20 protein-coding genes and 1 tRNA gene are annotated in these 22,650 nt (G+C 68.4%); 11 read left to right on the top strand and 10 right to left on the bottom strand.

The annotated features are described in order from the left end of the window. Positions 1-64: 64 nt before the first annotated feature. The 3 genes from P7644_RS02445 to P7644_RS02435 all read left to right on the top strand — a co-directional run bounded on the left by P7644_RS02445 (position 65) and on the right by P7644_RS02435 (position 2,866). On the top strand, positions 65-694 hold the full coding sequence (locus P7644_RS02445) for a cyclic nucleotide-binding domain-containing protein (protein ID WP_404301416.1): 630 nt from the start codon (positions 65-67) through the stop codon (positions 692-694). A 24-nt stretch (positions 695-718) separates the two neighbouring features. Next, the gene (locus P7644_RS02440; protein ID WP_404301415.1) at positions 719-1,855 is read left to right on the top strand and encodes a PilT/PilU family type 4a pilus ATPase; all 1,137 of its coding nucleotides are present in this window, start codon (positions 719-721) and stop codon (positions 1,853-1,855) included. Between the two features lie 81 nt (positions 1,856-1,936). After that, on the top strand, positions 1,937-2,866 hold the full coding sequence (locus P7644_RS02435) for an NAD(P)-dependent oxidoreductase (protein WP_404301414.1): 930 nt from the start codon (positions 1,937-1,939) through the stop codon (positions 2,864-2,866). 3 nt (positions 2,867-2,869) lie between these two features. On the opposite strand, the gene P7644_RS02430 is transcribed toward P7644_RS02435, so the two are convergent. The 3 genes from P7644_RS02430 to P7644_RS02420 are packed head-to-tail and all read right to left on the bottom strand — an operon-like array spanning position 2,870 to position 4,579. Then, positions 2,870-3,529: a BON domain-containing protein gene (locus tag P7644_RS02430; protein ID WP_404301413.1), complete on the bottom strand. Its 660-nt coding sequence runs from the start codon at positions 3,527-3,529 to the stop codon at positions 2,870-2,872. Further along, positions 3,526-4,128, bottom strand: a complete 603-nt coding sequence (locus P7644_RS02425; protein WP_404301412.1) for an SIS domain-containing protein — start codon at positions 4,126-4,128, stop codon at positions 3,526-3,528. Before P7644_RS02425 ends, P7644_RS02430 begins: the two co-directional genes overlap by 4 nt. A 52-nt stretch (positions 4,129-4,180) precedes the next feature. Further along, positions 4,181-4,579: a YraN family protein gene (locus P7644_RS02420; protein WP_404301411.1), complete on the bottom strand. Its 399-nt coding sequence runs from the start codon at positions 4,577-4,579 to the stop codon at positions 4,181-4,183. Between P7644_RS02420 and rsmI the strand changes: the two genes are divergently transcribed. From rsmI to P7644_RS02405, 3 genes are all read left to right on the top strand, one after another. Beyond that, positions 4,579-5,502, top strand: a complete 924-nt coding sequence (rsmI, locus tag P7644_RS02415; protein WP_404301410.1) for a 16S rRNA (cytidine(1402)-2'-O)-methyltransferase — start codon at positions 4,579-4,581, stop codon at positions 5,500-5,502. The two genes, P7644_RS02420 and rsmI, sit on opposite strands and share 1 nt — an antisense overlap. A gap of 247 nt (positions 5,503-5,749) precedes the next feature. Continuing rightward, a complete protein-coding gene (locus P7644_RS02410; protein WP_404301409.1) occupies positions 5,750-6,760 on the top strand; it encodes an NAD-dependent epimerase/dehydratase family protein in 1,011 nt (336 codons plus the stop codon). Further along, positions 6,757-8,106 (top strand): UDP-glucose dehydrogenase family protein, encoded by a 1,350-nt coding sequence (locus P7644_RS02405; protein ID WP_404301408.1) that lies wholly within the window; start codon positions 6,757-6,759, stop codon positions 8,104-8,106. The genes P7644_RS02410 and P7644_RS02405 overlap by 4 nt, the downstream gene beginning before the upstream one ends. On the opposite strand, the gene P7644_RS02400 is transcribed toward P7644_RS02405, so the two are convergent. Continuing rightward, positions 8,088-9,686: an FAD-dependent oxidoreductase gene (locus tag P7644_RS02400; RefSeq protein ID WP_404301407.1), complete on the bottom strand. Its 1,599-nt coding sequence runs from the start codon at positions 9,684-9,686 to the stop codon at positions 8,088-8,090. The two genes, P7644_RS02405 and P7644_RS02400, sit on opposite strands and share 19 nt — an antisense overlap. Before the next feature lie 125 nt (positions 9,687-9,811). Here P7644_RS02400 and P7644_RS02395 point away from each other — a divergent pair, with 125 nt between their 5' ends. The 5 genes from P7644_RS02395 to P7644_RS02375 all read left to right on the top strand — a co-directional run bounded on the left by P7644_RS02395 (position 9,812) and on the right by P7644_RS02375 (position 16,320). Then, positions 9,812-10,582: a DeoR/GlpR family DNA-binding transcription regulator gene (locus P7644_RS02395; RefSeq protein WP_404301406.1), complete on the top strand. Its 771-nt coding sequence runs from the start codon at positions 9,812-9,814 to the stop codon at positions 10,580-10,582. A 20-nt stretch (positions 10,583-10,602) separates the two neighbouring features. Beyond that, on the top strand, positions 10,603-12,108 hold the full coding sequence (gene glpK / locus P7644_RS02390) for a glycerol kinase GlpK (RefSeq protein WP_404301405.1): 1,506 nt from the start codon (positions 10,603-10,605) through the stop codon (positions 12,106-12,108). A gap of 127 nt (positions 12,109-12,235) precedes the next feature. After that, a complete protein-coding gene (gene proC, locus P7644_RS02385) occupies positions 12,236-13,078 on the top strand; it encodes a pyrroline-5-carboxylate reductase (RefSeq protein ID WP_404301404.1) in 843 nt (280 codons plus the stop codon). Positions 13,079-13,147: 69 nt separating this feature from the next. Further along, positions 13,148-14,944: a CotH kinase family protein gene (locus tag P7644_RS02380; protein WP_404301403.1), complete on the top strand. Its 1,797-nt coding sequence runs from the start codon at positions 13,148-13,150 to the stop codon at positions 14,942-14,944. A 269-nt stretch (positions 14,945-15,213) separates the two neighbouring features. Then, entirely contained in the window at positions 15,214-16,320 is a 1,107-nt protein-coding gene (locus tag P7644_RS02375; protein WP_404301402.1) for a hypothetical protein, read from the top strand. Positions 16,321-16,837: 517 nt separating this feature from the next. Here the strand turns inward: P7644_RS02375 and P7644_RS02370 are convergent. From P7644_RS02370 to P7644_RS02345, 6 genes are all read right to left on the bottom strand, one after another. Further along, positions 16,838-16,913 (bottom strand) — tRNA-Phe (locus P7644_RS02370). Positions 16,914-16,977: 64 nt separating this feature from the next. Then, on the bottom strand, positions 16,978-17,670 hold the full coding sequence (locus P7644_RS02365; RefSeq protein ID WP_404301401.1) for a response regulator: 693 nt from the start codon (positions 17,668-17,670) through the stop codon (positions 16,978-16,980). Between the two features lie 39 nt (positions 17,671-17,709). Beyond that, positions 17,710-19,998, bottom strand: a complete 2,289-nt coding sequence (locus P7644_RS02360; RefSeq protein ID WP_404301400.1) for an ATP-binding protein — start codon at positions 19,996-19,998, stop codon at positions 17,710-17,712. Beyond that, positions 19,995-20,654 carry a DUF4390 domain-containing protein gene (locus P7644_RS02355; protein ID WP_404303104.1) on the bottom strand — a complete coding sequence of 220 codons (660 nt, stop codon included), beginning with the start codon at positions 20,652-20,654 and terminating at the stop codon, positions 19,995-19,997. The genes P7644_RS02360 and P7644_RS02355 overlap by 4 nt, the downstream gene beginning before the upstream one ends. Beyond that, on the bottom strand, positions 20,599-21,921 hold the full coding sequence (gene rsmB, locus P7644_RS02350) for a 16S rRNA (cytosine(967)-C(5))-methyltransferase RsmB (protein WP_404301399.1): 1,323 nt from the start codon (positions 21,919-21,921) through the stop codon (positions 20,599-20,601). The genes P7644_RS02355 and rsmB overlap by 56 nt, the downstream gene beginning before the upstream one ends. 44 nt (positions 21,922-21,965) lie before the next feature. Then, the gene (locus P7644_RS02345; protein WP_404301398.1) at positions 21,966-22,517 is read right to left on the bottom strand and encodes a LemA family protein; all 552 of its coding nucleotides are present in this window, start codon (positions 22,515-22,517) and stop codon (positions 21,966-21,968) included. Positions 22,518-22,650: the final 133 nt, after the last annotated feature.

The raw sequence follows: 22,650 nt of genomic DNA, 5'->3' as shown, positions 1-22,650 counted from the left end.
GCCACCGGCCCACCCAACACACCCAGCCCGCCCCACGCGGGGCTTGCGCATCGGAGCTTTACCCATGAAAGGCATTCTCAGCCTGCTCAGGCCCAAGACCCACAGGCCGGCCCAGGACACTGGCGATTCGGTGCTCTTCACCACTGCGTTCGCCGGCCAGGGCGTGGACGAATCACTGCTCGTCCCCTGGGAGGCGCGTGCCGTCGAGGTGGGCGCCAAACGCCTGGCCAAGAGCCGCGGCGGCAAGCTGCTGCAGTCGCTGTGGGCCAAGGACAAGTACATGGCGCACCTGGACCAGAACGCCGTGGAGCGCATGGAGCGCTTTTTCCAGTTCGCAGCCATCCCCCCGAACCGGGACGTGATCCGCCAGGACGAATATGGCAACTTCATGGTGGTGTTGCTCACGGGCACCATCGCCGTCGATCGCCTGCAGCCCTGGGGCGAGCAGTTGCGCCTGGCCGAGACGCGCCCGGGCGACATCCTGGGCGAGATGTCGCTGCTCGACAGCGGCATCCGCTTCTCGGTCTGCACCACGCTCACCGACTGCGAGGTGGCCGTGCTCAGCGCCGATGCCATGGACGAGATGATGTCGCAGGATCCGCAGCTGGCGGCCAGCCTGGTGGCGCTGCTGGCGCGCAAGCTCTCGCTGCGCCTGCGCGTGGTGAGCGCCCGCCTGAGTGAAAACCAGCGTTAACTGACCGTCGAAGGGGGGAAGACAATGGAACGCGACCAGGCCAGCAAATTCATCAACGACCTGCTCAAGCTCATGGTCAGCCGCGGCGGCAGCGATCTGTTCATCACGGCCGAGTTTCCGCCGGCGATCAAGGTCGATGGCAAGGTCACCAAGGTCTCGCCCCAGCCACTGACACCGGCGCACACGCTGACGCTGGCGCGCTCCATCATGAGCGATCGCCAGATCGCGGACTTCGAACGCTCCAAGGAGTGCAATTTCGCCATCTCGCCCGCCGGCATTGGGCGCTTTCGCGTGAACGCCTTCATCCAGCAGGGCCGCGTAGGCATGGTGCTGCGCACGATTCCGCTCACCCTGCCCACCATCGATGGTCTGGGCGTGCCGCAGGTGCTCAAGGAAATCGCCATGACCAAGCGCGGCCTGTGCATCCTGGTGGGCGCCACGGGCTCGGGCAAGTCAACCACGCTGGCGGCCATGGTGGACTGGCGCAACGAGAATTCCTTCGGCCACATCATCACCGTGGAAGACCCAATCGAGTTCGTGCATCCGCACAAGAACTGCGTGGTCACCCAGCGCGAGGTGGGCCTGGACACCGACAGCTGGGGGGCGGCCCTGAAGAACACGCTGCGCCAGGCGCCCGACGTGATCCTGATGGGCGAGATCCGCGACCGCGAGACCATGGAGCATGCCGTGGCCTTCGCCGAGACCGGCCACCTGTGCCTGGCCACGCTGCACGCCAACAGCGCCAACCAGGCGCTGGACCGCATCGTCAACTTCTTCCCCGAAGAGCGCCGTGCGCAGCTGCTCATGGACCTGTCGCTGAACCTCAAGGCCATGGTGTCGCAGCGCCTGCTGCCCAAGCAGGACGGCAAGGGCCGGGCCGCGGCCGTCGAGGTCATGCTCAACACCCCCCTGATCGCCGACCTGATCTTCAAGGGTGAGGTCGTCGAGATCAAGGAGATCATGAAAAAGAGCCGCAACCTGGGCATGCAGACCTTCGACCAGTCGCTGTTTGACCTGTTCGAGGCCAATGTCATCGGCTACGAGGACGCGCTGCGCAACGCCGATTCGCTCAACGACCTGCGCCTGCAGATCAAGCTCGGCAGCCAGCGCACCAAGACCACCGACCTGTCCTCGGGCACCGAGCATTTCGCCATCGTCTGAGAAGCAAAGACCAATACCCCGGCCCGCCCGCCGTACCATGCCGGGCGGGCCTTGTTTTTTTATTCTGGAGACCGGACGACCATGAGCAGCATCCATCAACGCAGCTACGAGCCAACCCCCGCGCGCCGCGTGGCCTTTCTGGGCCTGGGCGTCATGGGCTACCCCATGGCAGGCCACCTGGCTTCGGCCGGCCACCAGGTGACGGTGTACAACCGCACCGCTACAAAATCAGAAGCCTGGTGCACAGAATTCGCGAGCGCTGGCGGCCTAAAACATGCAATGACACCACGCGAGGCGGCGCAGGACGCCGAGATCGTCTTTTGCTGCGTGGGCAACGACGACGACCTGCGCAGCGTGGTGCTGGGCGCCGATGGCGCCTTCGCCGGCATGCGGCCGGGCGCGATTTTCGTGGACCACACCACGGCATCGGCCGCTGTGGCACGCGAACTCTACGCCGCCGCCCGCGCCCTGGGCCTGCAGTTCATCGACGCGCCCGTCTCCGGCGGCCAGGCGGGTGCGCAAAACGGCCAGCTCACGGTGATGTGCGGCGGCGACCAGGCGGCCTTCGACGCCGTGCGGCCCACGGCGATGGCGTTCTCGCGTGCCTTCACGCGCATCGGCGACAGCGGCGCCGGGCAGCTGGCGAAGATGGTCAACCAGATCTGCATTGCTGGCCTGGTGCAGGGCCTGTCCGAGGCCATCGCCTTCGGCCTGCATGCAGGCCTGGACATGCCTCTGGTGCTCGACGTGATCGGCAAGGGCGCGGCGCAAAGCTGGCAGATGGACAACCGCGGCAAGACCATGGTGCAGGGGCGCTTTGACTTCGGCTTTGCCGTGGACTGGATGCGCAAGGACCTGGGCCTGGTGCTGGACGAGGCCAAGCGCAACGGCGCGCGCCTGCCGGTCACCGCGCTGGTGGATCAGTTCTATGCCGACGTGCAGCGCGCGGGGGGGCAGCGCTGGGATACGTCCAGCCTGATCACGCGGCTGCTGCCACCGCCCAAATCCTGAGGCTCAGGGCTTCGCGGCCGCCGGATCCTGCGACACAGGGGCCTGCTGCGCGGCCAGACCGCGGGCGAGCTCCTCCTCGGAGATGACCTCGAACACGCGCACCACCTTGTGCACGCCATCCACGCCACGCGCAATCTCGGCCGAGCGCTTGGCCTCGCGCGGCGTGACGCGGCCCATCAGGTAGACCACGTTGCGCTCGGTCACCACCTTGAAGGCATTCGCCGTCAGGTCCTTGGCGTCCACCAGGCTGGCGCGCACCTTGCCGGTGATGAAGGTGTCCTTGGAGCGCTGCGACAGCGAGGATGCGGCCATCACGCCCAGGTCGTTGACCACCGAGCGCACGTTGTCCACGGCCAGCACGACCTGCTCCACCTTCTGGCTGTCGGCGGCCGAGGGCACCTCGCCGGTCAGCAGGACCTGGCGGTTGTAGCTGGTCACGTTCACATGCACGCGCTCGCCCAGAGCCTCGCGAATGCGGCTGGCGGCGCGCAGCTCGATGCCCTCGTCCTCCACCTGCGTGCCCGCCGTGCGCCGGTCGACGGCCACCAGGGTGCCCATCACGGCGCCACCGCCGACCACCAGGGGCACGCAGGCGCCAAGGCTGCCAACCAGGGTGGCTGCGGCCAGCACTGCGCCCAGGGGGCGCAACATTGCGATTGTCATGAAACGATCTCCTGTTCTCCAAGTAACTGTGCGTCCACGCCGTCGCACAGGCAGTGCAGCACCAGGGCATGCACCTCGCGCACGCGCACGGCGCGGTCGTGCGGCACGCAGATCTGCACATCGGTCTCGCGCAGCAGCGTGGCCAGGGCGCCGCCATCGCGGCCGCAGAGGAGCACCACGGTCATGTCGCGCTCATGCGCCGCCTGCACGGCCTCCAGCAGTGCGGGCTCGTTGCCGCCGGTGGTGATGACCAGCAGCAGGTCGCCGGCCTGGCCGAGTGCGCGCACCTGGCGTGCCAGCGCGGCGATGTCGGCGCCCGCGCCGGCCGCGGACGCCGCGGCCCACACCGCATCCGGCGCCAGCGCCAGGGCGGCCAGCTCGGGGCGCTCGCGCTCCAGGCCCATCACGCAGAAGGCCGCGAACTGCTGCGCCTGCGCCGCCGATGGGCCGCCGCCGCAGGCGAGCACCTTGGCGCCATTGGTCACGCAGGCCAGGATGGCCTGCACGGCCGCGGCGATCGGCTGACCCAGGGCCTGCGCCGCCTGGTATTTCAGGTCGGCGCTGTCGATGAAATGCTGTTGTATGCGTTGCTCAAGCATGGGGCGCGAATGATACCCGGCGGTGCTGCATCCTTTGTAGCAAACGGTAGGCTTACCCGGCGTCGAAGGCACCCTGCAGCCATTGCACCCGAGAGCCCTCGATGAGCACGGCATCAAAGCGGCACGGCGGCGGCGCAGGCCAGCGCAGCAGATAGTGCCGTGCCGCGAAGATGATGCGCCGGCGCTTGCCGGCGCCAATGCTGGCCGCCGCGCCACCAAAGCCGGCCGCGGCACGGCTGCGCACCTCCACGAACACCAGCGTGCCGCCCGGCTCGCGCATCACTAGGTCGATCTCGCCGCCGCCGCGCCCGGGGGTCCGATAATTGCGCTCCACCAGGGCCAGGCCGGCCGCCGCCAGATGGGCCAGCGCCCGCTCTTCCGCCGCCTGGCCGCGCGCGCGCGTGCTGCGCGCCGGCGCATCGCCATCGACCTTCTTGCCGAGGAAACCCATTGAGCGCATCCTTTGCCTCCGCCCTGACCGCCGCACGCGACGCCGCGGCTTTGCAGCATTATCCGCAGGGCGCCCTGTACGTGGTGGCCACGCCCATCGGCAACCTGGCCGACATCAGCCTGCGCGCCCTGCATGTGCTGCAGCTGGCCGACACCATCGCCTGCGAGGACACGCGCCACACCCAGGCCCTGCTGCGCGCCTATGGCATAGACAAGCCCGCCGGGCACCTGCTGGCCCTGCACCAGCACAACGAGGCCCAGGCCGCGCAATCGATCGTCGAGCGCCTGCACGCCGGCCAGCGCGTGGCCTATGTGAGCGACGCCGGCACCCCCGGCGTGAGCGACCCCGGCGCGCGCCTGGTGGCCGCCGTGCAGGCCGCGGGCCTGCGCTGCATCCCCCTGCCCGGTGCCAGCAGCGTGACCTGCGCCCTGAGCGTGGCCGGCGCCATCGCCCACACGCCCGACAGTAGCGGCTTCCTGTTCGCCGGCTTTCTGCCGACCAAGAGCGCCGAGCGCGCCGCGGCCGTGCAGCGCCTGGCCGCCGAGCCGCGCTGCGTGCTGCTGCTGGAGGCGCCGCACCGCATACTCGACCTGGCCCACGCCCTGGCCGTGCTGGGCGAGCGCCCGGTGACCCTGGCGCGCGAGCTGACCAAGCAGTTCGAAGAAATCACCACCCTGCCCGCGCAGGCGCTGGGCGCCTGGCTGGAGGGCGGGCCGCAGCGCGCGCGCGGCGAATTCGTCGTGCTGCTGCACCCCTGCGCCGCTCCCGCCGACGACGGCGGCGAGGGCCTGCGCGTGCTGCGCCTGCTGCTGGCAGAGTTGCCCACCAAGACCGCCGTGAAGCTGGCGGCCGAGATCACCGGCGCACCGCGCAACGCGCTCTACGATGCCGCGCTGGTATTGCGGCGCGACCCACCAGCATAAAACCGCGCAAACGCTTTTACAACAAGCGCATAAAGCTATTATTAAAATAGCAAAAAAGCCAGCCATCGCTTGATGGCAGCCAGGCTGCGGACTCACCCGGCGCCGCTGCAGATCGGCACCGGGTGCAGACATCGGGCACCTGCCGGGCGGTGCGGTGCTATACGATGCAGCTGGAATCACCATGCTTGTGCCTTGCGCACCATGCCCCTGCACATGGAGCGCTGGCCCAGGTCCCCGGGAGGCAACCATGAGCGCGACCCTGGTCACCGGCTGCGCCGGCTTCATCGGCATGCATTGCGCGCAGGCCCTGCTCGCGCGCGGCGAACGCGTGCTGGGCGTGGACAACCTCAATGCCTATTACGACGTCGGCCTGAAACAGGCGCGCCTGCAGCGGCTGCAGGCACAGCCGGGCTTTGCCTTCGAGCGCATCGACGTGGCCGACGGCGTGGCCATGCGCGCGCTGTTCGAGCGCGTGCGCCCCGCCCGCGTGCTGCACCTGGCGGCGCAGGCCGGCGTGCGCTACTCCATAGACGCGCCCGACGACTACACCGCCTCCAACCTGCTGGGCTTCGGCAACATCCTGCAGGGCTGCCGCACGCAGCAGGTGGCGCACCTGGTGTTCGCCAGCAGCTCCAGCGTCTACGGCGGCAACGCCAGGCTGCCGTTTTCCGAGCGCGATGCGGTGGACCACCCGATCAGCTACTACGCCGCCACGAAGAAGGCCAACGAGGTGATGGCGCATGCCTATGCCCACCTGTACGGCATCCCGACCACCGGCCTGCGCTTCTTCACCGTCTACGGCCCCTGGGGACGGCCGGACATGGCGCTGTTCAAGTTCACGCGCGCCATGCTCGCGGGCGAGGCCATCGACGTTTATGGTGACGGCCAGCTGGTGCGCGACTTCACCTACATCGACGACATCGTGGAGGGCGTGCTGCGCGTGCTGGACAAGCCCGCCACGCCCGATGCCGGCCATGACCCGCTGGCGCCCCACCCCGGCACCAGCGCCGCGCCCTACCGCATCTTCAACATCGGCAACAGCACGCCCACGCTGCTGCTGGACTACATCACGGCGCTGGAGTCGGCGCTGGGCACTACGGCCGCCAAGCGCATGCTGCCGATACAGCCCGGCGACATGCACAGCACGGCGGCCGACACGGCCGCGCTGGCCGCCTGGGTCGGGTTCTCCCCAGCAACACCCGTGCGCGAGGGTGTGGCACGCTTCGTCCACTGGTACAAAGGGTTCTACAAGCCATGAAAGTCACGATTTTCGGGACCGGCTATGTCGGTCTGGTGCAAGGTGCGGTGCTGGCCGATGTCGGCCACGAGGTCATGTGCGTGGACGTGGATGCCGCCAAGGTGGCGGCGCTGCAGGCGGGCCGCGTGCCCATCCATGAGCCCGGGCTGGCCCCCATGGTGCAGTCCAACCAGGCCGCGGGGCGCCTGCAGTTCAGCACCGATGCGGCGGCGGGCGTGGCGCATGGCGAGCTGATCTTCCTGGCCGTCGGCACGCCGCCCGACGAGGACGGCAGCGCCGACCTGCAACATGTGCTGGCCGTGGCGCGCACCATTGCCAGCCACATGACAGGCCCCAGGACCATCGTCAACAAATCCACCGTGCCCGTGGGCACGGCGGACAAGGTGGCCGCCACGGTGGGCGCGGCCCTGGCCGAGCGCGGCGTGGCCATCGCCTTCGAGGTCGTCTCCAACCCCGAATTCCTCAAGGAGGGCGCGGCCGTGGCCGACTGCAAGCGCCCCGACCGCATCATCATCGGCACCGCCAGCAGCACGGCCGAGGGCCAGCTGCGCGAGCTCTATGCGCCCTTCAACCGCAACCACGACCGGATGGTGGTGATGGACGTGAGGAGCGCCGAGCTGACCAAGTACGCGGCCAACGCCATGCTGGCGACCAAGATCAGCTTCATCAACGAAATCGCCAACCTGGCCGAGCGCCTGGGCGCCGACATCGAGGCCGTGCGCCGCGGCATAGGCAGCGACCCGCGCATAGGCTACAGCTTCATCTACCCGGGCGCGGGCTATGGCGGCAGCTGCTTCCCGAAGGACGTCAAGGCCCTGATCCACACGGCGCGGTCCACCGGCTTCGCGCCCGAGCTGCTGCAGGCCGTGGACCGGCGCAACGCCGCCCAGCGCGCGGTGCTGGGCGAGCGCATCGTCGGCCACTATGGCGGCAGCCTGCGGGGCAAGACCATCGCCGTCTGGGGCCTGGCCTTCAAGCCCGAGACCGACGACATGCGCGAGGCCCCCAGCCGCAACCTGCTGCAGGCCCTGTGGGCCGCGGGTGCCCGGGTGCGCGCGCACGACCCGGCCGCCATGGGCGAGGCGCGCCGCATCTTCGGCGAGCGCCCCGACCTCACCCTGTGCACCAGCCCCGCCGAGGCGCTGCAAGGGGCCGACAGCCTGGCCATCGTCACCGAATGGAAGATCTACCGCGTGCCCGACTTCGGCGAGCTGGCCCGCCAGCTCAAGGACCGCATGGTCTTCGATGGCCGCAACCTGTACGACCCGGCCATCGTCGCGCGCCATGGGCTGGGCTACTCCTGCATCGGCCGCCCGCCGGTGCCCCCTCAAGCTGGCAGCTGCTGATACTGCTGCGCCAAGGCCAGAAAGTCCGCCAGGTGCGGATCGCACCCCAGTTCCTCCTGCAGGATGGCGGCCACGCGCGGGGCCAGCCGTGCCGCCAGGCGGGCATCAAGGAACAGCATGCGGCTGCGGCGCGCCAGCATGTCCTCCACGGTACGGGCGTACTCAAAGCGCGCCGCAAAACGCACCATGGCCTCACTCAGCCCATCGGCCAGCCAGATGTCAGCCCCTGACAACTGCATGACGGCCGCCGCTTCGCTGCCATAGGAGTGCGGCCCCTGGGCATCGCACAGGCGCTGGCGCGGCGGCTGCGCCGGCGTGCCCACCATGCGCAACCGCTCAGTCACGCCGGCCGCGCGCGCGGGCAGCAGCCCGGCGTCGAAGCATTTTTGCAGCACATCCTCGGCCATGGCGCGGTAGGTAGTCCATTTGCCGCCGGTCACGGTGACCAGGCCGCTGGCGCTGGCCAGCACGGTGTGCTCGCGGCTGATGGCCTTGGTGTTGCCGCCCTCGTCGTCCTGCGGCTTGACCAGCGGGCGCAGGCCGACCCAGATGCTGCGCACGTCCTGCGCCGCGGGCGCGCGGCGCAGGTACTTGGCCGACTCGCCCAGGATGAAGTCCACCTCCTCCTTGAACGCCAGCGGCTCGCGCGCCAGGTCCTGGCGCGGGCTGTCGGTGGTGCCCAGGATGAGCTTGCCCAGCCAGGGCACGGCAAACAGCACCCGCCCGTCAGCGGTCTTGGGCACCAGCAGGGCGTGGTCGGTGGGCAGGAAGTCGCGGTCCACGACGATGTGCACGCCCTGGCTGGGCGCGACCATGGGGCGCACGGGCCGGCCCAGGGCCTGGCCGTCCTGCTGGCGCAGCTCGTCCACCCAGACGCCGGTGGCGTTGACCACGGCGCGTGCGCGCAGTGCGAAGCGCCGACCAGACTCTGCGTCCTCGCAGACCAGGCCAACCAGTTTTCCGCCCTCGTGCAGCAGGCCGCGCGCGGGGCAGTAATTGACCAGCAGCGCGCCGCGCTGCGCCGCCGTGCGCGCCAGGGCCAGAGCCAGGCGGGCATCGTCGAACTGCCCGTCCCAGTACTTGACCCCGCCCCTGAGCCCCTCGGCGCGCGCCGTGGGCAGACAGCGCAGCGTGTCCATGCGCCCCAGGAATTCGGTCGTCCCCAGGCCGGCCTGGCCCGCCAGCGCGTCGTACATCTTCAGGCCCACGCCATAGAACGGCGTCTCCCACAGCTTGTACGAGGGCATGACGAAGGCCAGCGGCTGCGCCAGGTGCGGCGCATTGTTGAGGAGCGTGGTGCGCTCGTGCAGCGCCTCGCGCACCAGGGCGATGTTGCCCTGGGCCAGATAGCGCACGCCGCCATGCACCAGCTTGGTGGCGCGCGAGGAGGTGCCCTTGGCAAAGTCGTGCGACTCCACCAGCACCACGGAGAAGCCCCGCGCCGCCGCGTCCAGCGCCACGCCCAGGCCGGTGGCGCCGCCGCCAACCACCGCCAGGTCGTAGGTGCGGGGCTCGGCCAGGCGCGCCAGCAAGGCGGCGCGGTCGGTGCTCAGGGGCTGGTCTTGGCTTGCAGTGTTCATGACGACTTTCAGGCGGCGCCGATGCGCGGGCCGCGACAGTTCGAATATTTTCGCTTCTTTTCCTTTTTGATTATATTTCTTCTTATGTGACACTGTGAACCCCCCTTACCCCGCCGCAGCCCACCGTGAACCACAACCCCCGCCAACTCCAGCTGCTGGCCCATGTGCGCCAGCAGCGCAGCGCCAGCGTGGAGCATCTCGCCGAGGCCCTGGGCGTGACGCTGCAGACCGTGCGCCGCGACGTGCAGCGCCTGGCCGAGCAGGGGCTGCTGACGCGCTTTCACGGCGGCGTGCGCCTGCCCGGCTCCACCGTGGAGAACCTGGCCCACACCCAGCGCGAGAGCCTCAACGCCGAGGGCAAGGCGCGCATCGCGCGCGCGGTAGCGGCCCAGGTGCCGCAGGGCTGCTCGTTGATCCTGAACATCGGCACCACCACCGAGGCCATTGCGCGCGCCCTCTTGCAGCACCGGGGCCTGCGCGTCATCACCAACAACCTCAACGTCGCCGCCATCCTGTGCGGCAACCCCGACTGCGAGGTCATCGTCGCCGGCGGCGTGGTGCGCGCGCGCGACCGCGCCATCGTGGGCGAGGCGGCGGTGGACTTCATGCGCCAGTTCCGCGTGGACATCGCGCTCATCGGCATCTCGGGCATCGAGAGCGACGGCACGCTGCGCGACTTCGACCTGCGCGAGGTGAAGGTGGCCCAGACCATCATCGCCCAGGCGCGCGAGGTCTGGCTCGCCGCCGACCACAGCAAGTTTGGCCGCCCGGCCATGGTGCAGCTAGCCACACTGGCACAGATCGACCGGCTGTTCACCGACGCCCCGCCACCCGATCCCTTCCCGACCCTGCTGCACGACGCGGCCGTCGAATGCACCGTCGCCCAGGACCCCTGACGACTCACCACGCACCAAAGATGACCTACCTGCTCGCCCTCGACCAAGGCACCTCCAGCTCGCGCAGCATCGTCTTCGACACCCGGGGCCGGGTGGTAGCCCAGGCGCAGCAGGAGCTGCCCCAGATCTACCCGCGCCCCGGCTGGGTGGAACACGACCCCATGGAAATCTGGCGCACCCAGCTGGCCACGGCGCGCCAGGCGCTGGCGCAGGCGGGCCTGGCGGCGCGCGATATCCGCGCCCTGGGCATCACCAACCAGCGCGAGACCACGGTGCTGTGGCAGCGCCAGACGGGCCGGCCGCTGCACCACGCCATCGTCTGGCAGGACCGGCGCGCCGAGCCCGCCTGCGCCGAGCTGCGCGCGCAAGGCCACGCCGCCGCCATCCAGGCCAAGACCGGGTTGCTGGTGGATGCCTATTTCTCCGCCACCAAGCTGCAATGGCTGCTGGACCATATCCCCGGCGCACGCGCCCAGGCCGAGCGCGGCGAGCTGGCCTTCGGCACGGTGGACAGCTGGCTCATCTGGCAGCTCACGGGCGGGCGGCGCCATGTGACCGACGTGAGTAACGCCAGTCGCACCATGCTCTTCAACGTGCACAGCAACCAGTGGGACGACGAGCTGCTGCAGCTCATGAACATTCCGCGCAGCCTGCTGCCCGAGGTGCTGCCGTCCGCCAGTGACTTCGGCCACACCGACGCCGCCATCCTGGGCCAGCCCGTCGCCATCGGCGGCGTGGCCGGCGACCAGCAGGCCGCGCTGTTCGGCCAGGCCTGCTTTTGCGCCGGCATGGCCAAGAACACCTATGGCACGGGCTGCTTCATGCTGATGCACACGGGCGACCAGTTCCAGACCAGCCGCAACGGCCTCATCACCACCAGCGCGGCCCAGCCCAGCAGCACACCCGCCTATGCGCTGGAGGGCAGCGTCTTTGTTGGCGGCGCCGTGGTGCAGTGGCTGCGCGACGGGCTGCACGCGATACGCGCCAGCAGCGAGGTGCAGCAGCTGGCGCAAAGCGTGCCCGACTCGGGCGGCGTGATGCTGGTGCCGGCCTTCACTGGCCTGGGCGCGCCCTACTGGCAGCCCGACGCGCGCGGCACCATCACCGGCCTGACGCGCGGCAGCACGCTGGCGCACATCGCGCGCGCGGCGCTCGAATCCATTGCCTACCAGAGCGCGGCCCTGCTCAGCGCCATGAGCCGCGACGCCGTGGCCGCGGGCGGCGCCCCGGTGAGCGAGCTGCGCGTGGACGGCGGCGCCTGCGTCAACGACCTGCTGATGCAGTTCCAGGCCGACCTGCTGGGCATTCCCGTGGTGCGCCCAGCCGTGGTCGAAACCACCGCCCTGGGCGCCGCCTACCTGGCGGGCCTGACCAGCGGCGTGTATGCCGGCGAGGACGAGCTGTCGGCCCTGTGGCAGGCCGAGCGCCGCTTTGTCCCCACGCTCGCGCGCGATCAGGCCCAGGCCCTGATGGCACGCTGGGAACATGCCGTGGCGCAGACCGTATTGCCCACAAAAGACGGTTGAAGCTATTAAAAATATAGCTGCCCGCGCTTGATACTGGTTACTTTTAGTCGGAAATGATATGAAGTTTCACGACGGGACGCAGCCAGCGCACAATGGCACGTCTCGCATCCTTGTCTCTGCCCCATCCATGACAGACAGCGCCTCCCCTCTCCCTCCCATCGCCTTCATCGGCGGCGGCAACATGGCCAGCGCCATCATCGGCGGCCTGATCCGGCAGGGCCTGCCGGCCGGCCAGATCGAGGTCGTCGAGCCCTTCGAGGCGGCGCGCGACGCGCTGCGCCAGCAGTTCGGCGTCACGGCGCAGCCCGCGGCCACGGCAGCGCTGGCACGCGCGCGCCTGGTGGTCTGGGCCGTCAAGCCCCAGACCTTCAGCGAGGCGGCGCGGCAGGCGGCGCCGCACACCGCGGGCGCGCTGCACCTGAGCGTGGCCGCCGGCATACGTTCGGACAGCATGGCCCGGTGGCTGGGCAGCGAACGCATCGTGCGCGCCATGCCGAATACGCCAGCCCTCATCGGCCAGGGCATGACCGGCCTGTACGCGCGCGCCGGCGTCACCCCGGCCGAGCGCGCCCTCGTCGAACAGGTGGTGGCCACCACCGGCGCACACCTGTGGGTGGAGCAGGAGTCACAGCTCGACGCCGTCACGGCCCTGTCGGGCTCCGGCCCGGCCTACGTGTTCTATTTCCTGGAGGCCATGGTCCAGGCCGGAGTGGACATGGGCCTGACGCAGGAGCAGGCGCAGCAGCTCTCGGTCGGCACCTTCGTGGGCGCCTCGGAGCTGGCGCGCCGCGCCGACGAGCCTCTGGACGTGCTGCGCCAGCGCGTCACCTCCAAGGGCGGCACCACGCATGCCGCCATCCAGTCCATGGAAGACGATGAGGTGGCGCAGCGCTTCATGCGCGCACTCGATGCCGCGGAGCACCGCGCGCGCGAGCTCGGCGAAGAGTTTGGCGGCGCTGCAAGCGGCTGAGAGTCCTTCCCCCATACCCGCCTTGCCCGCCCCAGGGCAAATATTTGCACCCCCAGGCCTGGACCACCCGTGCATTGCAGAACCTCCCCCCGCTTCCACCTGACCCTGCTCGGCGCCTGCCTGGCCCTGGCATCCTGCGGCGGCGGGGGCTACGAGAGCCTGCCTGCGTCGCCACCCACGCCCCCTGCGCCGCCGCAAAGCCAGGCCCCGTTCACGCCCGGGCCGGGTGACCTGCCGCATGCGCCGGGCCTCTACCCCTACGCCACGCCGGCGCTGCTGGCGCTGGACCTGGTCTACCAGCCGACGCCGGTGTCCGGCTCCGGCTGGTACCTGGCGGACAAGAGCAACTGCCGGCAGCTGGCAGGCCCGCCGCCAAGCTACCCCGGTGGCATGGTGACGCTGGACACGGTGAACCTGGACGAGGACAAGGCCGACGACTGCGAGCCCGAGATCAAGGTGCTGGCCAGCAGCGGCGACGGGCAGGTGAAAAGCGCCGCGGCCAAGATGCGCCTGCGCGGCAGCAGCACGCGGCTGGCCCAGCTCAAGTCCTACCGCGTCAAGTTCGACAAGGGCGTGACCTGGTCGGGCGAGGACACCCTGAACCTCAACAAGCACCCCTACGACCTGACGCGCGTGCGCAACAAGCTGGCCTTCGACCTGATGCGCAGCGTGCCCTATCACGAGAGCCTGCGCACCCAGTTCGTGGACATCCGCTACGACGCCGGCGACGGCGCCGGGCCGCAGCCCATGGGCCTGTTCACCCATGTCGAAAAACTCGGCGGCAAAAGCTATCTGGAACGCCGCGGCTGGGTTGCCGGCTCGAACGTCTACAAGGTCGCCGCGTTTAATTTCAATGCCGACGCCAGGCTGCAGACCCTGGCCGATGGCAAGGCCGGCCCGGGCTTTGAACAGCTGCTGGAGATCGAGTCGGACTCCGGCAACCACCGGGCCATCGTCGCCGCCGTAAAGGCCCTGGGCGACGACGAGACACCGCTGCAGACGACCTTCGGGCGCTACTTCGACCGCAACAACTACCTGGCCTGGCTGGCCACGGCCATCCTGCTGGGCAATTGGGACACGGCGAGCCAGAACTACGGCCTGTACCAACCGCTGGGCAGCGACCGGTTCTACCTCCTGCCCTGGGACTACGACGGCGCCCTGGGCTACCCCCAGCAGCCCGGCGCCGCCGCCTATCCGTCATGGAACCGCGGGCTCAGCAGCTGGTGGGACAGCACCCTGCACCGGCGCTTTCTCTCGGCGCCCGGCAACCTGGCCCTGCTGCGCGCGGCGGTGGAGGAAATCCGCGGCAAATACCTCACCGACGCCGCCGTCAAGCAACTGCTCGACAGCTACCGCCCCATCGTCGAACCGCTCCTGGCGCGCGCGCCCGACGCCGACCAGCTCGATGCCAGGGGTTCGGGCACGCCCATGCAGCAATGGACCGCCGAATACCAGCGCCTACAGACGGTGATCGGCGCCAACCACGGCCTCTTCCTGGAGAGCCTGCAGCGCCCCATGCCCTTCTGGCTGGCGGGCAGCGACAAGGCCGGCAGCCTGGAGCTGGACTGGGGCTGGCCCGCGCCCTTCCACCCCCAGGGCAAGCCCATCAGCTACCGCGTGGAGGTGGCGCGCGCCGTGGCCGGCAAAGAGGCCTTTGCCGCCGACACCATGGCACTGCAGCCGGCGCCCGTTTCGGGCCGCACGGCGCTGAACCTGGGGCCGCTGCCCGCCGGCAGGTACCTGGTGCGCGTCACAGCCAGCGACGCCGACGGCAATCGCAGCAACGCCTTTGACAGCACCGTCCTTGACGGCAAGACCGTGGACGGCGCGCTCTGCCTGGCCATGCCCGGTGCCACGCCCTGCTAACCACGCCCCGAGCGCGGTGCTGGCAAGGGTGTAGCGCGTTCACCCAACGGGTGAGGGCCAACGAAGCAGCGAAAGTCAATGTCCATGCGGCTCTCGTGAAGATGGCAAGCGGTCAACTGCCGTTTCTAGGCTGAAGTTCCCCCTCACCCTGTCGTTACCAATGTGTTCGCAAGTCGTTGTCACGCCTGAGAAATATAGCTTTTCAGCCTCATGAATTAACGGCATTTTGTAGTCACAAAAACCGCTTGCATGCAGGCGAGTTATCGCCTATGCATTCGGTAAGGCCTGCTCGCACCGGAACAGCCCACGTCGTCACCACGACACGCAAGTACAAGGATCGGGTCTACCGCACCCACCTGCTGCGGCGCAGCTACCGCGAGGATGGCGTCGTCAAGAACGAGACCCTGGGCAATCTCTCGCACCTGCCCGAGGAGTTCATCGACCTCATCCGCCGCTCGCTGCAGGGCGAGACCTTTGTGCCGCTGGGCCAGGCCTTTGAGATCACCGCTTCGCGCTCCCACGGCCATGTGCAAGCCATCAGCCTGGTCATGCAGCGCCTGGACTTTGCCTCGCTTGTGGCCGCCAAACCCTGCCGCGAGCGCGATTTGGTGCTGGCCATGGATTGGCTGCTCGAGCGCCAGGACAGGATCCAGAAGAAGCTCAGCCGCCGCCACCTGGGTGAAGGCTCCTTGGTGCTCTACGACCTGTCTTCGAGCTATGTGGAGGGCAGTTGCTGCCCGGTGGCCGTCTCGGTGCACGAGGGCAATGTGGCCGACAGCCAGACCTTCCTGCCCGAGGTCAGACGCCTGCGCGAGCAGTTTGGCGTGCAGCAGATGGTGATGGTGGGCGACCGCGGCATGATCTCCAGCCGGGCCATTGAGGAGATGCGCGCCGGTGTTGGCTTGGACGCGGGCGCGGGCCAGGACAATGGCATTGCCTGGATCACGGCCCTCAAGAGCGCATCCATCCGCACGCTGGTAGAGCAAGGGCAGTTGCAGCTCGATTTGTTCGATGAGCGCAATCTGCTGGAGCTGTCCTCGCCCGACTATCCGGGCGAGCGGCTGGTGGCCTGCCGCAATCCCCAGCTGGGCAAGCTGGGCGGCCAGGACGCCATTGGCCTACGGGTGAGCAAGGTGGTCAATTGGTGCCGACTCACTGACCTTCACGCGCAAGCGCGAGGCCATTGCGGCCGAGGCGGCGCTCGATGGCGTGTACATCATCCGCACCTCGGTGGAGGCGGATCGGATGGATGGGGCCGAGTGCGTGCGCAACTACAAGAACCTGGCCCATGTGGAGCGGGCGTTTCGCTCGCTCAAGACAGTGGATCTGAAGGTGCGGCCCATTCACCACCGTACGGCCGACAGGGTAAGCGTTGATGCGACGCACCTCCTGCACGGCACCTTTCTTGAACGGCAGGCGCTCCAGTGCATAGTCCTGCATCGCCTGCGCAAGGCAGCTGCGCTCGGGGCCGAAACCCGCTGGCTTTTGCTGGCCATCGATATCCTGCTGTTGCTGGCGCATCGCTTTGGACGCAGCCGCTGCGGTGCTGAAGCCGCTCAGAAACAGCGCGTGCCCCTTGTAGGAGCGCCGGATGGCCCAGCCCTTGCCATGACGATAGGGCAGCGAAGGGGTGCGCGGCGCGCCGGTGGGTTTGCAAGCGAAAGGGCGGGAAAACTCGGTCATGGTGACTCCAAAAATGAGAGTCACGTGAAGCGAAGCGCTTTAACCTTTGCGGCAATGAGCAGCAATTTCGCACTGTGCTGCGCAAAATCCCGCACCCGGCCGCATCGGGGACTTGCACAGCGAGCTGCACAAATCCGCCCCGGAAAGCAAAACGGCGACTCTTCTGAAGTCGCCGTCTTTCCCAAGCACTTGTCGCGCTTAGGGAATTTTTGGTGGCCTGGGACGGAATCGAACCGCCGACACAAGGATTTTCAATCCTCTGCTCTACCGACTGAGCTACCGGGCCTGAGCTTTTGATTCTAACCTTAAAAAAATCAAGATCATCCCAAATTTCGAAAAATTACGCGGAATCAGCCATTGCGCTTGTTGCGCCCCAAGTCCACACCCAGCTGGCGCAACTTGCGATACAGGTGGGTGCGTTCCAGTCCCGTTTTTTCCGCTACACGGGTCATGGAGCCCCCTTCACGGGCCAGGTGGAATTCGAAATAGGCTTTTTCAAAGCCGTCACGTGCCTCCCGCAGCGGTCGATCAAGGTTGAAGCCCTGGTGCGATACCGGCAACTGCTCGGCTATCTCTATTGCATGCACCACAGACTGTGCGCCATTACCCATGGCGACCACGCCAGACGGTAGGCCTGCGGGCACATGCGCGGGCGCTGAGGCGGCCTGCTGCGCACCGCTACTGCGCGCCAGCCCTTGCTCCACGGCCTTGAGCAGCTTTTGCATCGCGATGGGTTTTTCAAGGAACGAGATCGCCCCGATGCGCGTGGCCTCCACGGCTGTGTCTATCGTGGCGTGACCGCTCATCATGATCACAGGCATGCTCAAGGTACCGGCCATGGCCCATTCCTTGAGCAGTGATACGCCATCGGTGTCAGGCATCCAGATGTCGAGCAGCACCAGATCGTAGTTGCTGGACTGGCGCGCATTGCGCGCCTGCATGGCGTTTTCCGCCAGGTCCACACTGTGCCCCTCGTCGTTCAGGATTTCGGACAACAGATCCCGGATACCCAGTTCGTCGTCGACTACCAGAATGTTTGCCATGTATGTAAATGCACCCTTACTGCGCCTACCACGGTGTTGTTAGAGCGCCACCACCGTCTCAGGGGCGAATGATAGCGACACTTGCGCGCCCGTCACCGTCTTGCCTTCCAGGCGGTTGGCCAGATCAATGCGTGCTCCGTGTTCATCGACGATTTTCTTGACCACCGCCAGGCCCAGCCCGGTGCCGCGGACCTTGGTCGTGACATAGGGCTCGAAAGCACGTTGCAGGATATGCGGCGGAAAGCCCGGCCCGCAATCCGAGACCGTCAGCCGCACGCGCTGCGCCGATTCGCTCCAGCGCGTGCTGATGTTCACGGCCGCCTGCAACGCGCCCTGCTGCTCGGCGGCCTGCATGGTGGCGTCCTGCGCGTTCTGCAGCAGGTTGTGCACCACCTGGCGCAGCTGTTGCGCGTCGCCCATGATGCGTGGACAGCGCGGGTCGAGCTCGGCCTGTACGGGTACCCGGGCGGTCTCTGCACCGTACAGGTGCAGCACGTCGGCCACCAGGGCGTTGAGGTCCAGTGGCTGGAGCACGGCTGCGGGCAGGCGGGCGTAGTCGCGAAACTCATTGACGAGGCGCTTCATGGCGTCGACCTGATCGACGATGGTCTTCACCGACTTGGTCAGCACGGCCTGCTCCGCGCCGGACAGTTTGCCACCGAGCTTGAGTTCCAGGCGCTCGGCCGACAGCTGTATGGGCGTCAGCGGATTCTTGATCTCGTGCGCCAGGCGCCGTGCCACCTCGCCCCAGGCCTGGGCGCGCTGGGCCGAGACGATCTCGGAAATATCGTCGAACACCAGCAGGCGCTCGTGATTCGGCAGCTCTGCCCCGCGGGCCACCAGGCTGGTCCCCTGCACGCTCAAGCCATTGCCCGAGACATGCAGCTCAAACGCATGCTGCCAATGATCCAGCCCGTGGTGATCGCGCTCGAGGGCAAAGCTGTCGAAATGCTGCTGCACCGTGGTCGCAAATTCCGTCAGCCCCGGCACTTCGGCCAAGTGCTTGCCCTCGTAGGCCGCCAGTGGCGCACGCAGGATGCGCGTGGCGCCCGGGTTGGAAGACTGGATGACGCCCAGCCGATCGAGCACGATCACGCCTGCCGTGAGGTTGTCCAGAATGGTCTGCAGGTTGCTGCGCGCGGCATCCAGTTCACCCATGCTGTGCTCCACGGCCGCACGCGCATCGGCCAGCTGCTGGGTCATGAGGGCGAAGGCGCGCGTGAGTCCACCCAGCTCGTCCTGGCCCTGCAGCGCCGCCTTCGGGCCCAGGTTGCCGGCGGCTACCTCGCGCACACCGTCGGCCAGCACCAGCAACGGGCGCGCCAGCTGGTTGCCCAGCACCACGGCCAGCAGCACCGCACCAAACACGGCCAGGAACAGGGCCAGCGTCAGCGTGCCTATGTACATGCGCCGCAGGCCGCCGCGGGCCAGTGCGCGCTCCTGGTACTCGCGATTGGCCTCCTGCACCGCAATGGCATTGGCCACCAGGGCCTGGGGCAGCGGCAGCGTGGCCTGCACATAGCGTGGCTCGGCCAGCAAGCCCACGCCGGGGTTGGCCATCAGCACCAGGGCGCGTACGCGGGCGTTTTCTGCCGCCATGGGGTCGGTGATGTCGTCCAGCCCCTCGATCTGAAAGCTGATGCGGTCCTGGCGCGCCATGCGGAACTGCTGGGCGCTCGGGCGCTCGGGGTTGAGGGAGTAGCGCGATTGGCCAACGCCAGCCACGGCCTGGCCTGCCGCATTCCACAACACCAGGTCGGTAGCGCCGAGCTGGTCGCGCATGCGCTCGAGCACCAGGCCGGCCGCGGCGTCGGGCACCTGGGAGAGCTGGCTGCTGGCGCTGCGTGTCTTGGTGGCCAGGTCGCTGGCGATGGTGTCCAGCGTGACGCGCGCCAGGCTCACGCCAGCCGTCAATGCGCCCTCGACCTTGACGTCGAACCAGCTCTCGATAGAGCGCGAGACGAACTGGTAGGACACGACGTAGACCAGCAGTCCCGGCACCACGCCCACCAGCCCGAAGATGGCCGCCAGCTTGATCAGCAGGTGACTGCCGAAGCGCCCACGCCTGACACGCACGCCCAGGCGCACCGCGCCCCAGATCAGCACCGACAGCAGCACCAGGGCCACCAGCACGTTCACGGCCAGCAGCCAGGTGAAGTTGCGCTCGTACAGGACGCGATTGTTGGTGGCCAGGGTGAGCAGAAACAGCAGCACCAGGCCGATGGCACTCATCACGCCCACCCCCAGGCCCAGGGCCCAGCGGGTGGATCGTGCACGGCTGGCGGCCCGGCGCGCCGAGGCTGCGGGACGCGGCTCGGGCGTGCTCATCGCGCGGCCTCCACGGCGGGCAGGCGCATGCTGCGCGAGAGCGCAATATTCCAGTTTGATCGGCCCACGGCCCCGAGCTGCAGCGGCCGTGGCAACTGGGACATGTCCAGGCGGAACTGGAAGTTCACCTCGTAGGGCGTGCCTTCGTCGAGAGCCCCCTCCTCCGCGATCTTCCAGCGCGCAACGCGCTGCATGGCCGCCAGCGCCTCTGACAGGTCATCAAAGTTTTGTCCCAGCGATACCCCGAGGCCCGTCGCCGCAAACGGCACCGGCGACTGGGCCAGGCGCCAGCGGCGCGTCAGGGGCTGGTAGCTCAGGCGCAGAAAGCGCGTGGCCCGGACTACGACCTTGTCCGACCAATACCAGCGCTGGCGCAGCACCTCGGCCTCGGTGATGAAGAGCATGGAGATGCCCTTGTAGAGCGCATCCTGCACCACCTCGGGCAACTCCAGCTGCAACGCGGCCGTGAGATACAGGCCATCGGCCGAGCGCTGCAGCTGCAGGTCGCTGACCTCGCCATGGTTTTGCGCCTGCGCGAGCGGCGCGGCCAGCCACAGGGCCAGCAGGCAGGCCAGGGCGGCACGCCAGAGCGATGAGCGCTCAGGCGGTTTTTTGCAGCAATGCGTAAAAGAAACCGTCGTGTTCACCCGGTCCATTGTCCTGGAGCGCATCGCGCTTGTCCGTGCCGCCGGGGAATAAGTGGCCTGGAGAAGGCAGCAAACGCGCATCGGTGTTGTGTGCAAGAAACGCCCGGACCTGCTCATCGCCCTCGGCGCGGAACACCGAGCAGGTGCAGTACAGCATGCGCCCGCCGGCACGCAGCAGCGGCCACAGCGCGGCCAGCAGGCGCGCCTGCAGCGCGGCCAGCTGGGCCACGTCGCCGGCCCGGCGCAGCCAGCGTACATCGGGATGGCGGCGCACGATGCCCGAAGCCGTGCACGGGGCATCAAGCAGGATGGCGTCGAAGGGCTCGCCACCACTGGCCTGGAGCCACCCATCCTGGGGCGCGCCCGCATCGGCCACCAGTACCTGGGCCTGCAAGCCTAGGCGGCGCAGGTTGTCATGGATGCGCTCGGCGCGCGCCGCATCCACCTCCAGCGCCGTGACCTGCCACGGAGCCTGCAGTGCCGCGGCCCACTCGAGCAGATGCGCCGTTTTGCCGCCGGGCGCGGCGCAGGCGTCCAGCAGGCGCAGGGGCCGTCCCGCATCCAGTCCATCGAGCAGCAGCGGCGCCGCCAGCTGGGCGGCCGCATCCTGCACCGAGACCAGGCCCTGGTCAAAACCGGGCAATTGCGCCACGGGCACGGGACGGCCCAGGACCAGGCCCCAGTCACCCATCAATTGACTATTAATATTGATAGCTGCAAGCGCTTTCTGGTAAAGCGCTGGAGTCGTTTTTGATCGAGAAACCCTGAGCACCATGGGCGCCGGCGCATTGTTGGCCTGCAAGATGTGCTGCCACTGCTGCGGATGGTCGCGGCGCAGCTGCTTGATCCACCATGCGGGGTGGTTCCATACGGCGACCTCATCGCCCTGCGTGGCCGCCACCAGGGCCTGGCGCTCGCGCAAGAAACGCCGCAGGCTGGCATTGATGAACGCCGCCTGGGCCCGTGCCGACGGGTTGCGCTTGGCGGCCTCCACCGCCTGATTCACCAGGGTGAAGGGCTCATAGGGCGCGGCCTCGGCATCCCAGGCCAGCGCCAGCGCGGTGCAGAGCAGGGCGTCCACCCAAGGCGGCGGCTTGCGCGGCGCCAGTTGGCTGCGCAGTGCCTGGGCGCGCCCCAGGTTGCGCAGCACCTGGAACAGCAGCGCCTGCACGCCCGGGCGCAGGGCGGCCTGGGTGGCGTCGAGAGCGGCCGTGCCCGACTGGCCGGCGCGTATGGACTGCAGCGCCGTGGCGGTGGCCTCCAGCAGCCGGCTCAATGCAGCCGATGGGGCCCCGCTAGATAGTGATGCATGGGTGCCTGTCACAGCGTACGCCCCTTCTTCATGCCGAACAGCCAGGCCAGCAGGCTGGCCGGGAACTGCGCAATGCCATGGTTGTATTGCATGACCGCCTCATTGAACTGGCGCCTGGCCTCCCCGGTGTGCAGGGCCAGCTGCTCGCGCCGATGTATCCAGGGCGCCAGGGCGGGTGGCGCCACGCCCTGGCCGGCCCATGCGGCCTCGTGCACCATGGCCTGCCAGGCCGTGTCCAGCACCTGGGCTGCCGCCGCCAGCGCCGCTGCCGCACCCTCATCCAACGGCCGCGCACGCGCCGCGGCGAGCGAGGCGCCCAGCTGTGTCGCTGCCGCCTCCAGGGCTGCATGCGCATCGCTGGCACGGTCCGGGAGCGCACCGGGCTCTTGCGGCGCAGCCCGCGTCGCCTCGTATTCCGCCAGCAGGGCGATCCAGCGCAGCAGCTGCGCATCCAGCACCCCAAAGGCCTGCAATGCCACCGAGCGCAGGCGAATCAGCCGGTTGTAGGCTCCCACCGCCCAAAACAGCAGCAGCGCCAGGAAGATCCAGGAGGTCCACATATATTCACGGCCCAGGGCGCCGGCTGGCGCATGGCCATCGGCCCCGCCAGGCGGTGGCTGCCAAAAAGAAACTCCCGACCCGCCAGACTGGCAAGCCGGGAGCATTCACTGCCCGCATACGAGCGGCGGGGCC

The sequence above is a fragment of the Alicycliphilus denitrificans genome (genome assembly GCF_044792555.1).
GTDB lineage: Bacteria > Pseudomonadota > Gammaproteobacteria > Burkholderiales > Burkholderiaceae_C > Alicycliphilus > Alicycliphilus denitrificans_A.
Note: the sequence above shows the minus strand (reverse complement) of the source record. Positions and strands in the feature narration are given on the sequence as shown.